We start from the raw sequence: 15,862 nt of genomic DNA, 5'->3' as shown, positions 1-15,862 counted from the left end.
AGTCACAACTTCGCTAGAACTGACGTACTTAAAAATCTCTCAAAAAAAAGTTGGGTAGCCGCATTGTTGTTGGTGAAGCGTGTTGGACTAAATCTTAGCCTAAGCCTACGTATGTCTAAGCCTAAACAAGTATAACCTCTGTTTGCTTTCAACCATGAGACGATTACCAGTCGCCTCCAACAAGCGGATAACCAACCGCTTCTTAATAAAACAAAAATTTCAAATTTAGGCTAACACATTTTGATCAACAGCGAGGCTACCTGATGCACTAAAACCATCAGGACAGTCACTCATGTTCCAAGAAGATTTCGGGGCAGATGTTGATAACAGGCCCCAATTAAGTCTTTCACAGCCTGCAAAAAAGAAAATCAAACCCCACCTACCCGCAGAATCTTTGGGTAAACGCTACGTAGAGCGTTTTTGGCATCCATTTGGGGCGATAGTTGCCCCTTCTTTAGTAGAAGGTGCAAAACCAGCATGGCGTACTATCGACCATTACCTGCAACCTTCCCAACTGTGGAAGCTGCACCAAGATAAGTCAAAATTAGTAGGTCTGCGTTTTGACAACACAACCCGTTACGCCACAATCGATTTAGACTGTTTTGGCGACTACCATAACATTGAATCTATAAATCGCATCAAAGCCGCACTAGAGGACATTGGCATAGTCGATATCGTCATTCTCCAGTCCAGCTTTAGTGGTGGTTATCATTTGATCTTAAACTTTGCATCTCCCCTGCCAACCTTTGCTATAGCCTGCGCCTTAGAAATTACCTTGAGAAATGCAGGCTTTATCCTGCGTCAAGGACACCTAGAAATCTTCCCCAACACTAAACCATATAGCGCCAAACAAATAACCAACTACAAAGCCATCCGTTGTCCCATGCAACCGGGTAGTGGGTCATTTTTACTTGATGATGACTTACAACCAATTAGCGATTCCGTTTCTATCTTCCTCGACTATTGCGATCGCGCAGCCAGTCGGCAAGATTTAACCAAATTAAAACGGGTAGCGAACAAAGCCAAAAAACAAATTGCACAGGAGAGATATCGTAAGCAAGAGTCTGCTGATGCTGCACAGTGGCGTGCCAACTGGGAAGAAACAATAGCGATCGGTTGGACGGGACAAGGACAAACAAACACCCTCCTACAAATCTTTGCAGGCTACGGAATTGTCTTTCTAGACTTAAGAGGCAATAAATTAGTCGAATTTTGCCTCTCCACCGCAATCAACGCCCCTGGCTATAAGCAATATTGCCGACACCAACATGAAATCGAAGCTAGAGTACGGCATTGGGTAGAATGCACAATTCGTAACAAATGGTACAGTGCATACGTTAGTTATCCCGAACGACTGTTGGGTACATTCGCTAATACGTTTGGAGAAGCCATAGCAGGTGTTAGTAGGATCGATGAACCCAAAGATAACGTAATTTTATTTGACCGCCGCCACCAGCAGAACTGGGAACGTAGCCAACAAGCCCAAAGACGCATCCAGATAGTAGTAACAGCAATAGAGTGGGATAGTGGGTTACCAGTTGGGGCTACTGAACGGGCAAAAGCTATACGTGCTGAGTATAAACGCCGCTTTAACAAAACTGTCTCTCAAGAGACACTACAAAAGCACTTACATTTGTGGCATCCCACACGCTACATTTTAGACCCTTGGGCAGAAAATAGCTTCAACCCTTATGAATCAAGCGAGAACGGGCAATTTTACGAATCTCAAAGCTCATTTGTAAAACACGATACTCAAAATCCTTGTGGAATAAGTAATTACGTTCATTCTTTCTATATGAAGGTTTTTTGTAAGTTTTTATCTCCTGCTGCTACAGCCCTCCAAGGGCTGGCGTCAGCAGAGGTAGTTGAACAACCCGATGTTTCTCAGTCAGACTCAGCTCTAATCCAGTCTGCGGAAGCGGAAAATGTTGAATTCATAAATTCTTCTAATACTGCTGAAATTAATTTAAATAAAACCAGTAATCAATTAGAGAATTCAGTTCATACAAATATTTTACAATCAAATGAATTCAGTTCTCATCAGGATTTTATATACCTGTGTAGCTCCGGCACGTCGTCAAAAGTTGATAATCAAAACTTATCTAACACGGAGGATAACGGGCTGGGTGTAGTTTCGATACCTGCTGCGGTTCCACTAGAACAACCACTCCAAAACCCTAACAACGGCTTGCACGGTGCATCTGTTGGTGACGAGACTGCTGATGCTTCCTACCGCATTGAGGAACTCAAGCGAGTGACAAAACTACGGCTAATGGCTTTAACCCAAGCTAAGGCTAAGGTGCGCCAATACTGCGTAATCACGGGACATATTCTCAGCACTCAAGAACGCGATCACTTAGAGCAAAGTGCCAAAATGCAATTCTACCTCGATTCGGGTAACGAAACTTTAATTGCAGAAGCTAAGGAGTGGGCGGCTGCCAATCCTGGATGTTTACCATTTTCCTTGGAGTTAGAGAGCGAAAAATTTTGGGAAAGATGAGGGACATCAGGCGGTAAGATGTTTGGTATTTTAGACTTTAACTGCACAAAAAGAGGTGATTCAGCTTTACAGAAGTTATTATACTTGTGAGTAAAATTTGGTACAAAAATATAGAAGGAGATATGAAAGATATTTTAATGGAAAAACTGTTTAATCAAGCAGTTGAACCAATCTTCCAAGCCAACAATTTAACTAAATATTCAGCACTGAAACAAAGAGAGGATGAATTTAAATCACTGTTTAATATTGAATTAGCAGAATACGTGGACTCGAAAAGAGGATTTGATTTTTCTCTATTTATCCGCGACTTTTTAAGTGAAGATTGCTTGCCGTACAGGGACGCTATTCAGCAAAAATATGGAAAGCGGGCAGCAGATTTGATTGGGGAATTAATTTGTATTTGAAAGTAAAAAAAAGTTAGTTGATAGTTAGAATTTATGACTATACGGCCAGCGTTCCGTGCAACTTTAACACTATGTATCTGTATCTTCCTGACTTAATTGTTGCTCAAACTCAGATATTGAACCTGTAGTTACTGCTTTTTCTAACAATTGATTCAATAACTCAATATCATATAATTTATTTAATTTTTCTACTAATTCAGTAGAAACATCTTTAAATCGAATTGTTAGGATTTGAGCAATATATTTCTGGGTAGCTTCTGCTATACCTATGCGTTCTATGCTTGTCATGTATGTCATTTTTTGTTCAGCCTCAAAACGCTCCAATTCTGCTTTGAAATTTAAGTCTAACTCCGGTGGTAGAGTCATTAATCTATCTAGCAACCGGAATATTTGCTGGATTTTATCTCTACTATAGCCTAACTCATACATTCGTTTAATTAGGCTCAACTTCCACTGCAAACGACCAGTTAAATCTTGAGTTGTCGCTTGTGTCCGCAGGTGCGCCATCACCAGAACGGCAAAAGGACTATCACTTTGTTCTAATTCTGACCAACGAGATTCATAGTCCAGTAGCTTGACAATGGGAAATTGAAGACTAAGGCGACATCCCCAACGACCATAACTATACTCTTGTGGTCGCCAGTTGGCTTGATTATCCCCCAGAATTGCCAAGCTAACAACTTCTTGGTTATAACGGTCAAATATTCTGTAGTGGTAAGAAAACATCCGTTTAGTGAAGTTGGGATCTACTTGGCTTTGGATTTCTAGATGAATAAGCAACCAAGTTTCCTTTCCATTTTTTAGCCAAACTTTGATTAGCTTATCGACGAATTGTTTACCAATTTCAGATTCTCTCATCAACTGCTGCAATTCTTGATCGAGGAATTCATAGCCTCTCTCCCAGTCAATTTCTGCTTGAATATCTGGAAAAAAGAATGCAAGAAACGCCTCAAAATATTGTTCTACACCTTCCTTCCAAGCACCATCGTAATCAGCTCGTACTTCATTCATAGATTATTTCCAATCAAAATATCATAATCCCCTTTTTGAAAGTCAAGTAACTTTAAACGACATAAAATTTATGACTAATTTACATAACAACAAATGTTGGTTTAATGTGGAATTTTGTTGCTTGTCTTTTTGAACAAGAGATTACATACTCAAAGTAGTTTATTCAAAATAAATTAGGAAAAATTTATTGAGTAATATAGTTGCTAATTTCTTTATTTCATTAATTTATTGATTTTTGTTTATAAATTAAAAAGTTAGATTGACATTAACCTAACACAACAAAGTTTAGGTACTTTGTAAATAATATTATGACAAGAAAAAATAAAGAACAACCAGCCATGTCAAACAATACTTCCTCCAATACTAATGATAAGCCTCAAAAGCGACTGATAATTATAACAGGTGATAAAGGTGGCGTGGGTAAAAGTACCTTTGCACGAGCAATATTTCAACTTTACATTAATAAAAATTTACCCTGTGTTGCTTATGAAGCTGACTTAAGGAATCCTCAGATAGAAAGATATTTTCAAAAAGATTACCGCCCTATAATACGTTATATTGATATTTTTCATAGAGGTGGTGCTGATGATTTATTAATTAATCTAGATGAGAGTGATTGTCCTATCACATTATTAGACTTACCTGCACAATCTGGAGGTTTTTTTGAAAGTTATGTCAAAGAGCTTGCATTTTTTGAAGTTCTGAAAACTGAAATTAATTGTCGAGTGACAATGGTTTCAGTCATTAGTAGAGTTCTTGACTCTATAAATGTTTTAGAAAAACTTCGTGAGCTTTGTAAAAACCAAGTAGATTATATTGTTGTCAAAAATCTGTTTCATGGTGAAGAAGAAAAATTTGAGCGATATAATGACTCTTCCTTACGTCAGAATATGCTTGCAGAAGGTCTGATAGAACTTTTAATGCCAGATTTATTCTACAAGTCTTATGACTTTCTTGACCGTCATGCTTTAACCTTTAATGAAGGTCAGACTCATAAAGAAACAAATATTGTAATTAAGTCAAGAATTAAATCTTGGCTTGGTGAGTTTGAAGCGCAAATTAAGCCAGCATTTAATTTATTAGGTTTTGATATACAACCAGATGACTGTTACTACCCAGCAGTTGTGGAAAAATCTAAAGAGCTTAGAGAAAACGAAGAAAAAGAAAAAGCTAAAAACCAAGATGCAAATTTACCATCTGAAGATATAGCTGCTTAATTGAATAGTTTGCTTGGTTTTTATGTTTGGAAAGCGTTTTGTAATTACATCGGGTGATGCTCGTGTGGGTAAGTCCACAGTTTCTCGGCTCTTGCTGGAATTGTACTTGAAAAGTAAATGCAATGCGCGGGTTTTCTACCACGGTTATCGTAATAAGCTATCGATGTATAAATCAAAAGGTTTTGAAATAAACCATTTGGGATTGTCTAGGGGCGATTCGGATAGATTATTACTGGACTTAGAAATGTTTCCAAATATTGATGTAGTTTTGACAGATATGCCAGGTCAAAACCATCAAGAGTTCAAGTTTTTTGATAAAGATGTTGCACTGATAGAAAATCTTAACCATCTCGGATATCGCGTTACTTTCTTGCACCCGATATCACATCGTAAAGACTGTGTTGAAGATTATCTTCAGGATTTATACAACCATTTTGGTAGTCAAGTTGACTATGTTGTTATCAAAAATTATTACTTTGGCAAGCAATTTCGATACTATGAAGGTAGTCAATTCCAAGCCGATATTAAAAAATTAAATGGTTTGGAGCTAGTTTTGGGCGGGTTGCATAACGACTTTTACCAGTTGCTTGAGGATACTGGTTTACCCTATGCTCAACTTATTGAAACTGACTCCCCTCTTAATACTATTCAGCGTTCGATAGTATTCAACTGGATAGAGAATTTTAATAATTCTATTGTTTCTAATGAGATTGCTTTGAATTATTTAGGATTAGGTAATCACTGTACAGAACTAGCTTCTGTAGGTACAAATCAACAACATCCTTCCAATTTTGATGTAAATGAAGATATTGAATCTGAGGAATGGTAAGTATTAGCTTTACCAAATTGACAGTGAGGTTTTAAATTAACTATTTAAACAACCCATGACCAATATTGCAAAAGTTGTTGAAAAAGTTATTGCAGAATATTCTGAAGAAAAGAAAGCAGAGGTCACTGATTGGATACTTAAATTGGGTGTTCGACCTGATGACCCCTTGTTTAACCTATATGCGGAACTAGGTACAACCCAATTTGCGTTGCAGCAACTACCTGGTAGGCTTGACTCGCTTGTGGTGGGTTGGACTGACATGGTAGACGATAAGTTAAATAGTGCTTCTAAGGTGGCAATACAACAACAAAAAAGTGCGATCGCCCAAGCCGCTAAGGATCTAATTAAGATGACTAAGCAAGCTGGTGGGGCATTGCCTCTCTTGGGTGTAAGTAATTGGCGATTGGCACAAGTAGCGGGAGTGTTGGGTTTTGTACTGGCTTTGGGATCTGCAATTGGTGTTTTTACATACAAAACTATTGCTGAAAGTGTAACTTTTCAGCAGGCGGCTTCTGGAACTGCTATTTTACAACCTGAAGATAAAAAGCTTCTGGATTGGGCTAAATCCAATGAAGGTAAGGTAGCACGTAGTATTTATGTTAGAAACGCTGCCATCATTAAAACTTGCCGCCAGCAGAAGAAGTATTCAGGCGGCTGCATAATTGCAGTTGATTAATTTTTTAGGCAACCCAGCCTTTGTATCCCTTATTACTTGTTTTAGCTGTATCCTTTTGACCATTTTGGTTGGTTTTGACTCTTGTGTGGGTTTCTTGAGTAACTTCTTCTTCGATTTTCATGTCTGCAAAGCTGAGGATTCCCAGGCGGATAGCTTCCCGGATAGCGTTTAATCTATCTTTGACTCCTAACTTGATAAATGAATTATGTAAATATGACCTGACTGTACCTTCGGAAACATACATGACATTAGCAATTTCATTATTTTTCATGCCACCAGCCGCTAATTTGAGAACTGTAATTTCTTTATTAGAGAAATCACTTAACAAATCTAGTGAATTTTTATCGGCTGTGTCATTTGACCTAAGATTATCAATCAAAATGCGATTAATAGTTGGGTCAATCCATGATTCATTATTGTATGCAGCCATTACTGCTTCAATGAATCTTTCTCCTACTTCTTCTCTGGCATTATTTTTACAGTAATAGCAGTCTGCGCCATTACTAATTGCTGCGTTAATGGTATCTCGGCTGCTATTTGCAGTCATAACCACTATTTTAATTGACGTGTGTTTGCATTTAATTAAACTTATGACATCAGTGCCATTGATATCAGGTAAATCAATATTTATCACCACGATATCTGGCTTTTGTTGGTCAACAATTTCTATTCCTTCCTTTCCGGTTTTAGCAAGGCCACATACCTGGATTTTACCAGTTTCAGATAATATCGTCGCCGCACCGACCCTAGATATGTTCTCATTTTCAATGATGACAACATTAATAGGTTTCATATTACATACTGTTTGGTTTAGTATTGTCCCTGATAATAATACTTATACCACTTACTTTTTACTGTTTCTTAATCTTTACAGTTACTATAAATTAATCAGCTTATTTAAAAACTTTATTTTTAATTTTAAAAAATTTACAAAGTGATTGGATGGTTTGTGTAGTTTTCATTAAGCAATCTATTGACTAGGCAATTTTATTGATCAGTTTTAGTTTTAATAGTATTTATCAAACTTAGGGAGTAATAAACGATTTTTTATGAATTTAAATCAACTTTTAGGATGGATAGAAAATATTATTGTTTGGTCTTTAATAGGAATGCTATGTTTGGTCGGGTTAGGCAGATTACCTGTTAACCCGACAAGTTTGTTTGACTTTACTGCGTCTTTTTACTATTTTTCTGTTGCGGTTGTTATTTGCCCCAAAACTCCCTTGAGTTTTAATAACAAGCTAGTTTTGGGGTTTATAGCTTTTTCGTATGGTGTGTGTTTTGGGTTGATTTAATTTAATCTGTCTCTTGAACAGCATCCTGGTTTTTGAATTGTTGTTGGTTCTGTTCGCAGCGTGCTTGTTGCTCATCGAACAGAGCCTTAAACCGTTCAAATTCATTATGGGTAAGGTTATTGATGATGATAGAGTAATTCTCTGAGCTATTATTACGAGATGCTAGAAGTGCTTCTTGACTTGCTTCTGAATCAGGCGAATTTCTATCAAGGCTAAGAGTTTGTGAATCTTCTTCTGATTTTAGACTTGCAGTATATGCCTCACTTTTATAAATGATACTTTCTGTCTCTTTGTCTGGTTTTCCAAATATATTTAAGCGATCTAAAATTACAGGAATAACAAATTGTTGAATTTGTAAATTAGCGATAAAAGATTGCACTTTATCGTGTTGACATTCTTCTACTAGGTTGCCATTATTGTCGTCATTTTTATTTGTGAGGTGTTTTAGAACTTCTGGTTGAATTTTCGTTTCTGAGTACTGGCTGGCTTCGGGTTGTAAAGATGACTCTGGACTAACTGGATTAACAAAATTGACAGGTTCAATTTCTGTGGAGCTTAACTTGACTTCCTCTTGTGCTATTTCACTGATTCTATTTATTTCTGAATTTAACTTTAACACAGCCTCTTGTCGTTCCTCAGCAGTTGGAGGATTTTTTGCATATTCTTCAAATTTCTCATCAGGTATATTAAGCTGTGCGATTAATTCTCTGAGGAGACAAGCTTGCATTGCTGGAGTTAAACCTTCTACTGGAAGTTCGATTAGTTCTTTCATACTAAAATTACCTCTCTACTAAATATTTTTTGACATCTTTGAGTGCATTATTGATGCGATCGCTCATAACTTGAAAATCTTGTAATGTTTCATCACTAATGTTACTTACTTGAGTTTTTCCTTGTTTAACATATAACAAGATATTATCTTTTTTATCTTTAACTAGATAAGTTTGGTTTTGAGTTTGAGTGGCAATCTGATATTTCTCTGTTTGGACTGTCATAATGCCATTAATATCTTCTTGCCCAATTGTCTTAACTACACGTTGAGCAAGACTGGTCATCTCATTAATTTTTTCTAATTCTTTAATGTCTTGTTCCATTGCCTTAAAAGCATTCTCAAGACTAATATTTTCTTGAATATATAAATTAGTTATCTCTTGAATTCTATTGAGATATGTGTCTGATTTACCGAGTTTTTCAGCCGCTATATACCAGTCTTGGAGATTTTGCACTGTATTAGCTTTCATCCGCTCGATAATGCTATCCATCGCTCCAACCTGCTGTATTTTTGCTTGAGCAGGTAATGCGATTGCTTGGTCAATATTTGGTTGTTGGCTTTGTTGTGGAGAGAAAATGCTCTTGTCTTTAGCAATTAATAAGTTATCTGATACTTGTGTATTGGTAGAAATAATATCGCTACTAACTTTGGTGTTTTCTACAGGATTAAATACTGCGTATCCTTGGGAAGTTTGTTCTACTTTGTACCCTTTTTCTTGAAGATAATTTTGAACTAATTGGTCAGTTCCTTGTGCGTTTCCAACTAGAAAAGAGCTTTTCGCTGCTATTGCTTTATCAAGTAAGGGTTCATAGTGATTTTCAAATGTTTGGGTAATTTGCTCGCTTGTTACTCCGCGCCACGGGCCAGATCCGGACACCATAATGATGTCTTCTTTTGAGTAATTTCCTGTGTTGGCGCGTTCCCCCCATGCTTGCTCGTAATTTCGAGTGCTTGAAGGTGTAACGGGAGGTGCAGCTGATTTACCGATAAACTGGGTAGCTATTTGGGCCATCGCAATGTCTTTTTTCATGTGTTCAGCGACGGCGGCGTTTATAGGTTCAAGTTGGGACAGTGGATTTGTGGGCCGCACAGCAGTCTGTTGGGACTTGTCCTGCTGTGTTTGTACTGTAGTTTGTTGTGATTTTGTAACTACATATATATATGCTTCGCTAAGGGCTTGAATAAATGCGGATTCTTTACCCTTACCCTGCCACTGTTGATCCTGAGCATTAGTAATGCTTGTACAGTTCTCTAACCAATCGGCTCCCCCGCGTTTGGCGATCGCCTCAGTTAGCCGGGGGTGTTGTTCGAGTTTAGCTTGAAGCACTTCTACCATTAGCTGGTATTCATCAACTGATGGATGCAACTGCTTTTGGTGATTAAATGCGTGTTCGGCGGATGCGTATGCTACCCCTTGAGGTTTTTGGACATGGGTTTCTAATCCATACTGCCCGGCGGGGGCTTCTGGATTATTTTTGACTGAAACTTGGTAATCGTTTTGCAGCTTGCCTTGTTCTCTGGCGAGTGCAGTGGCAAGGCTGAGTGCTACTCCCAGCCCATCTTTAGAGTCTGGGCTGATATTTACTGGTGTTGCAGGTTGTTTTTGGATGGTTGGGAACGGAACAATTTTGCCATTGACATAATCTCCTAGTGGCTCCATGAATAAGCCATATACCTGACTCTTACTCGCTTGAGTTTGGGTAAGTTCTTTTGGTGAATGCTTCTCCCATCTCGCCCAGGCTTGCTGGTAACTTGGGTCTTGAATCATTTGGGTGGTAATTTTGTACTGCTTACCTACCCGAAAAGCAACTTGCTCGCCGTTTTTACCTTGGGCGATCGCAATATCTCCCTCATTGATACCATAAGTTTTTTGGTAGTCTACACCTCTGGTAGTGTGTATCCTACCGTGTCCGCGCATAGCATCGATGGTTGTGTTAACTGGTACTGTGGCAGCTTTGCCGTGCAGATGCAGCGAATAAACCATTGGAACTGGTTTTCCAGATATAGTCGCGTTGTCTGGAATCTGAGGATTAGCAGCGCGTGCCGCAGTGGAATTGCCGATGGCGATAATTTCTTCGACAGTTGGTTGGTTTGAAGGGTGTGAGGGTATGTTTTGGGCGACTTCTCTGAGGCTGGTATAACTGCGCTCTACTTTAATTTCTCCCCCTGGTGTCCACTCGTTAGCTTTAATGGTGAGGTCGTTGTTGCTTTGGACTACTGCACGAGGAGGTTGGTTTGAAGCGAGGAAGTTCTCAAATTTTTGGCGAACGCTGTTTTCTCTGCCCAGGTCATTTTTAATTGACCAGATGTTGATAGACCATCTGCCAGCCTCAGTATTCAGTGCAGCGTGTTCGTTCTTGCAGTTAAAGCGAGTTACTGTACCTGACTCAAGTTTAAACTCTTGGTATGGTGCGTCCTGATTCTCCTCCCTAGTCCATGCCATTCGTTCCTTAGCAGCACGATAGCCCCAGTCAGAATTTCCGATATTAATGCTGCGGGCTTCCGTCGCGGCGTAGGAGTCATCGCGGTGGTAGGTGATGCCAGCGCCGGGGTTCTCGGAATAAGTTACCAGCACAATATCAGCGTCAGGATATACTTGTTTGACAAGTTCCATCAACTTGTCGTCCTGTACCCCTGGCTTAAAGTCTTTATCCTTCAAATCCCATTTTGCACCGACCCATGCAACTTGTCTCAGTGGTGCATAGTTAGATTTGTCATTTTCGAGTATGGGTTTGAGGTGGGTTTCAAAATGCGATCGCAGCTGGTCTACTTTTTCCTCGCTTACCTTACCCAATATTTCGATAGCTTTAGTTGGATCGGCTTGACGGGAGTTGGGTAGTAATATTGGTTGATTCTTAGCTTCTAATTGTGTATTCTTTACTACTTGTATCTCAACCGCGTTTTGATAGACTTGTGAAATTCCTGCAACTGTGGCGTTAGTATTTAATTGAATATTAGTTGTATTCTTTTCAGATAAAGCTTTAGCAGGAACAATTGGTACTGGAGAATCTTCTTGATTGAGTTCTCTTGGACGGTTAGGAAGTGCTTTTAGAGCTTTTTGGTAATCACTATTTTCTGGAATATGGTTTAATTTTAAAAGACTACCTTCAGTTGTAACTTTTTCATTTAACTCTGTAATAAGCTGTTCGTAGCGGTCAAAACCATCAACTTCACCAATATTAATAGGTTCTCCAAGTAAACTATTAAATTCTTTCTTAATTTCCTCACTAATTTCATTTTTATTAAAAATAAATGTAGCTGTGTTACTCTCAATAAAATAATCGTTTTCAGTAGATTTTGATTCTAACCAAGTGGCTACAAAGATTGCGTCTTGTGCAGGAACTACTAATCCAAAAGCTTCTTTAGTTTCTGTCTGCGTTCCATCGGGGGAAGTATATTGTTGATTTGGATTATAAAAATATACAGTTTGTTGGGGAATGATTGGAGTCGGTTGTGACGGTGTGTCTGCACTTTTGATATGACCACCAGCACGGTTAATAAAGGTTTGTCTTAATTCGCTACTGATAGTAGTTTCATCAAGTACGAATACAGTCATTCCTTTTTTGGCTTCTAACCGAGCTTGTGATATAGGAAGCTGTTCGTATGATACTCCTATTTTTTCGAGATACTTTTTGGTTTTTTCGGTTATATTTTCATCAACTGCTAATCCTAAAAGCCCGACTAATTTTTGTTCTTTATCTTGAAACATGATTGTAGGGCGTTCGTTAATTTTACCGAGTATTTGGTTGCGTTTTTCCTGCTGCTCGGTTATGACAGTCTTTTCATTACTTATAAGCTGGCTGCGTTTAACCCATTTGTCAGGATACTGTACTGTTTCTGGATCAATAGTTATTTTACACGTACTTTCATTACTGGTAATCTGTACAGGGATAGTGGTTCGTTGTTGGTTTGGGCGAATAATACCCGTATCAATTAATTTTTGTACAGTGCTAGTTTCTTTCCTTTGCCACTGTTTTTGTACATTCCCTTTATTTAAATCAGCTTCGAGACGTTCATTATGCTGACCAATAATACCGAGCGATTGGTCGCCAATTTTAGCAATATAAACGTGCTTTTTATCAAATGCCCTGACTAAAGTTTCTTGAAATGCTTGGTTGTTAATTTCCTGTTTCTTGTATATTGGATTCGTAATATTAATTCGTAACAGATTTCTCTGAGATGTTTCTGCTATAGCATAGGCATTTTGTCCAGTGATAATGGTTTGAATTTTAAGATGTAACTTTTGCCCATTGCCAGGCTTTTCTGCTAGCCAGCCTTGAGCAATACCTTCTTTGATTGATTCTTTATCAAGATTGCCTAGTTTTTCAGGTTTATTACCATTTTGAAGATAAATAGTATAGTCTTCCCGAATCAGGTCAACCTTTTCGATTGTTAACATTACAGGTTCATTATTAAACCTTTGGGAATTTCCAAACTTATTAACTTCGCCTACTTTGAAAGTGAGTTCTGGTAATCCGGGTACTTTGGTTGTAACAGAGGTGGTGTATACTTCACCTTTTTCAACACTGCCAATAGCAATAGTACCAATTGGTAGCCGGGCATTACTTTGTTCAATATTTCCAAATGTTTTGTAACTACCCTCTTGATTCTGGATTTCAATTACACTTTTTCCATCTTCAGCTAGATTAAATCGAATACTCTGAGGTTGATTTTTATTAAAAAACTCACTATTCCGGTCAAATCCAGTGATACTAAACTCGGTAAACTTGAGTGTATCTAACTGACTGATAATCTCTTGAGGAAAGGCAGCAAAGGCGAAATTAGAAACTTTATTTTGGCGATCACTACTTTTATCATTACTATTCTCACGAGTAGTTGATACCGCCCAGGTGGCAGCTGCCATTGCCAGCTTTTGGTCGTCTGGAATCGAATTATAAAAGCCCTCGGCTATCTGGTAAGCTCTTTGGTAAAGAAGTTTAATTTGACCTTCGCTTAGTTCAGGCTGGAATGATATTTTGTTAGATTTTATTTCTTGTCCAAGAGTAATTCCTATCTCTTCGAGTTTATTTTCTTGCTCCCTCGCCAGTGTTCCTAATTTTCTAAACTTGGGTTTACCATTCTCAGTTTCATCGTTAATTTGAGCATAAACTAAATATTTATGTGGACGGTTATTATTGCGCTTATCTTCAGATATTTCTGATAGTTTTATCGTAATTGTATTAGCTTTCCAGATAAATTCATTATCATACTGTAGAAGATTAGTTACACTTACTTGATTACCATTAGCAAGGGTAATATTTGCAGACGGCCCTTTTTCAGTTTCTTTTTGTTTAGATAGCTCACTTGCTCGGTTGAATGATTTGTCGAATTCTTTTTTGATGAGGGTAGCTCTTAATCGCTGTTCGTGAGAAAATTCAACCCCTTTAAATAAAGCTTGAAATTGAACGATTTCACGCGATTCTAGGCGAGCTTTTTCAAAATACTGATTGGTTTGAGCAATTAGCAACTCAACAGGTGAGTATCCCGTCGGTTGAATTATATTGTCAATATAAACATCTTTCTTCTTATCCTTAATATAGTTGACTTCACGGTGAAGAATCCGACTATTGCTGCGAATAATTTCAATTTCAGGTTTTTTGGCACTTTTGAAAAGGTCAACTGCAATTTGATTTTGAAATGCTGCCTCGGCAATCATTTCACGGTACATTTGGGTATTAATGTTCATCGCCACTAGTGTATTGGTGGGTTCTTGCCCAACAGTTTTGATGAACTCTTCCATGTAACTGCGATACTTGCTTGGAATTTCCTTCCCTTCAATACCCTTGGATTTTGCCCAGGCTTCTGTTTTGAATAAATCTTCGTAGTGTTTGGCTACCTGCTGTACGTATTCAATTTGGTCTTTCTCGCTACCAAAGCTTTTCAGAATCGTAATTTCTGACTCTAACGCCTCAATTGCGGTAAGGTGATTGTTGATAACACCCACACTAATGCCATCGCTCATGTGGATGGCGATTTCCTCAAATTCTGGCTGACTGCCATCTTTTTGGTAAAAAGATTGTTTTTTAAGTTTGACAGTTGGAGCGTAGGCGTTTTCAGGAAGGTTGCGCTCTTTTGCTTCGATGGTTAGGTTGGGATACTTGCTTGCCCGCTCGAAGCCGATACAATCACCATCGTAATCGCGTGCTTGACGCTCTTGTTCGGACTCTTGAGGAAGAATTTCTAATTCATAACCAGCTGATTTTAGTTCTAAAATATACTGATTAAATTTGTTAGTAAACTCGATTTTATCTTGAGTTTCCAGCTTACTAATATTTTGGTCTAAGTAATTTTCAATACCTTCTAATCGAAGATTTTTTCCTTGAGCTTCTGGCAGGATAGATTTAATTTGCTCATTAAGACGGTTGTAAATGCGATCGCTTGTTTCGTCCGAGACAGCGATCGCACCCGCGAGAGGTTTACCATCAGGCCCAAGGATATCTTCTACAATTTTGTTAGTTGAGACGCACAGACCATTTGAGTTGAGGAAAGGGGAGCGGAAGTTGAGAACTTCTTCCCTGTCTTGATAATGCGGTATGGAAATTTCCCCATTTTGCAGGTCTTTGGAGGGAATGACCATTGCTCGCTCAAACGTTAACGTTTTGCCTATAGCGATTTCTTTCCACTCGTTTTGGACGAACCGAGCGAGTTCGCGCTGTACTTTCTCAGTTTCAAGAAGTTGCCCCTCTCCTTGCAGGTCAGCTTTGATGAGTTTGTAAATAAACGAGTCAGTAGTAATGCGATCGCCTATGGCGGGCGCTCCTGCGCCATCGCGCAAAGTTTCTAACTCTTCTGCTAATATTGGATCTTCTGCTGCTTGTTCTTCTAGTGTGGTTGCTTGTTCTTCTAAAAAAGCTTTCCGCTTCTCGTACTTTTCGCAGTAAAGTTGTACAAGTTGCCGAGGATCATCCTGTGCTTCTTTAAGCTTTTTGGCTTCAAGTTCTAGCTGTTCAGTAAAGTCTTTCAGTCCGTTAGGGAATGAAGCGAGTAACTGCGATATAGCTGTCTTGCCGAGTTCAGATTGTGATTTTTCACCTAGCCAGATATTGGGGCGTGAGTAGCAACGGAACAGAAAACCGGGATAAGAAAAAAATCTTGAAAAATCAGCCAATCAGCCATGTATATACATGATAGAGTAAGACATCATGTATAACTTAGGAC

Annotated in this window: 10 protein-coding genes; 6 read left to right on the top strand and 4 right to left on the bottom strand. The window is 38.5% G+C overall.

Going from position 1 to position 15,862, the window contains the following annotated elements; genetic code table 11:
* Positions 1-292 precede the first annotated feature (292 nt).
* Positions 293-2,500 carry a hypothetical protein gene (locus H6G79_RS33700; protein WP_190594880.1) on the top strand — a complete coding sequence of 736 codons (2,208 nt, stop codon included), beginning with the start codon at positions 293-295 and terminating at the stop codon, positions 2,498-2,500.
* 86 nt (positions 2,501-2,586) lie between these two features.
* A complete protein-coding gene (locus H6G79_RS33695) occupies positions 2,587-2,904 on the top strand; it encodes a hypothetical protein (RefSeq protein ID WP_313934715.1) in 318 nt (105 codons plus the stop codon).
* A gap of 69 nt (positions 2,905-2,973) precedes the next feature.
* On the opposite strand, the gene H6G79_RS33690 is transcribed toward H6G79_RS33695, so the two are convergent.
* Positions 2,974-3,915 carry an Rpn family recombination-promoting nuclease/putative transposase gene (locus H6G79_RS33690; RefSeq protein ID WP_096585418.1) on the bottom strand — a complete coding sequence of 314 codons (942 nt, stop codon included), beginning with the start codon at positions 3,913-3,915 and terminating at the stop codon, positions 2,974-2,976.
* 308 nt (positions 3,916-4,223) lie between these two features.
* Between H6G79_RS33690 and H6G79_RS33685 the strand changes: the two genes are divergently transcribed.
* From H6G79_RS33685 to H6G79_RS33675, 3 genes are read left to right on the top strand one after another with little or no spacing between them, the layout of a single operon-like run.
* Positions 4,224-5,132, top strand: coding sequence for a chromosome partitioning protein ParA (locus H6G79_RS33685; protein ID WP_096585415.1), 909 nt, complete (start codon positions 4,224-4,226; stop codon positions 5,130-5,132).
* Between the two features lie 22 nt (positions 5,133-5,154).
* Entirely contained in the window at positions 5,155-5,961 is an 807-nt protein-coding gene (locus H6G79_RS33680; RefSeq protein ID WP_096585412.1) for a hypothetical protein, read from the top strand.
* Between the two features lie 55 nt (positions 5,962-6,016).
* Positions 6,017-6,637, top strand: coding sequence for a DUF6753 family protein (locus H6G79_RS33675; protein ID WP_096585410.1), 621 nt, complete (start codon positions 6,017-6,019; stop codon positions 6,635-6,637).
* Between the two features lie 4 nt (positions 6,638-6,641).
* Here the strand turns inward: H6G79_RS33675 and H6G79_RS33670 are convergent, their stop codons facing one another.
* Entirely contained in the window at positions 6,642-7,430 is a 789-nt protein-coding gene (locus tag H6G79_RS33670; RefSeq protein ID WP_096585407.1) for a response regulator transcription factor, read from the bottom strand.
* A 256-nt stretch (positions 7,431-7,686) separates the two neighbouring features.
* Here H6G79_RS33670 and H6G79_RS33665 point away from each other — a divergent pair, with 256 nt between their 5' ends.
* On the top strand, positions 7,687-7,932 hold the full coding sequence (locus H6G79_RS33665; RefSeq protein WP_073597690.1) for a hypothetical protein: 246 nt from the start codon (positions 7,687-7,689) through the stop codon (positions 7,930-7,932).
* A gap of 1 nt (position 7,933) precedes the next feature.
* Here the strand turns inward: H6G79_RS33665 and H6G79_RS33660 are convergent, their stop codons facing one another.
* Together H6G79_RS33660 and H6G79_RS33655 are read right to left on the bottom strand one after the other, a co-directional pair.
* Entirely contained in the window at positions 7,934-8,704 is a 771-nt protein-coding gene (locus H6G79_RS33660) for a hypothetical protein (protein ID WP_096585404.1), read from the bottom strand.
* 7 nt (positions 8,705-8,711) lie between these two features.
* Positions 8,712-15,812, bottom strand: a complete 7,101-nt coding sequence (locus H6G79_RS33655; protein WP_242048723.1) for a hypothetical protein — start codon at positions 15,810-15,812, stop codon at positions 8,712-8,714.
* Between the last annotated feature and the right edge of the window lie 50 nt (positions 15,813-15,862).

It is taken from the genome of Anabaena sp. FACHB-83 (genome assembly GCF_014697485.1).
Taxonomy (GTDB): domain Bacteria; phylum Cyanobacteriota; class Cyanobacteriia; order Cyanobacteriales; family Nostocaceae; genus Nostoc_B.
This window is presented reverse-complemented; position numbering and strand designations above follow the sequence as displayed.

What these genes read in the sequence shown, in the direction of transcription:
- H6G79_RS33675 (WP_096585410.1), top strand. Translation starts at nt 6,017, where the DNA reads ATGACCAATATTGCAAAAGTTGTTGAAAAAGTTATTGCAGAATATTCT.
- H6G79_RS33685 (WP_096585415.1), top strand. Translation starts at nt 4,224, where the DNA reads ATGACAAGAAAAAATAAAGAACAACCAGCCATGTCAAACAATACTTCC.
- H6G79_RS33700 (WP_190594880.1), top strand. Translation starts at nt 293, where the DNA reads ATGTTCCAAGAAGATTTCGGGGCAGATGTTGATAACAGGCCCCAATTA.
- H6G79_RS33660 (WP_096585404.1), bottom strand. Translation starts at nt 8,704, where the DNA reads ATGAAAGAACTAATCGAACTTCCAGTAGAAGGTTTAACTCCAGCAATG.
- H6G79_RS33665 (WP_073597690.1), top strand. Translation starts at nt 7,687, where the DNA reads ATGAATTTAAATCAACTTTTAGGATGGATAGAAAATATTATTGTTTGG.
- H6G79_RS33680 (WP_096585412.1), top strand. Translation starts at nt 5,155, where the DNA reads ATGTTTGGAAAGCGTTTTGTAATTACATCGGGTGATGCTCGTGTGGGT.
- H6G79_RS33670 (WP_096585407.1), bottom strand. Translation starts at nt 7,430, where the DNA reads ATGAAACCTATTAATGTTGTCATCATTGAAAATGAGAACATATCTAGG.
- H6G79_RS33690 (WP_096585418.1), bottom strand. Translation starts at nt 3,915, where the DNA reads ATGAATGAAGTACGAGCTGATTACGATGGTGCTTGGAAGGAAGGTGTA.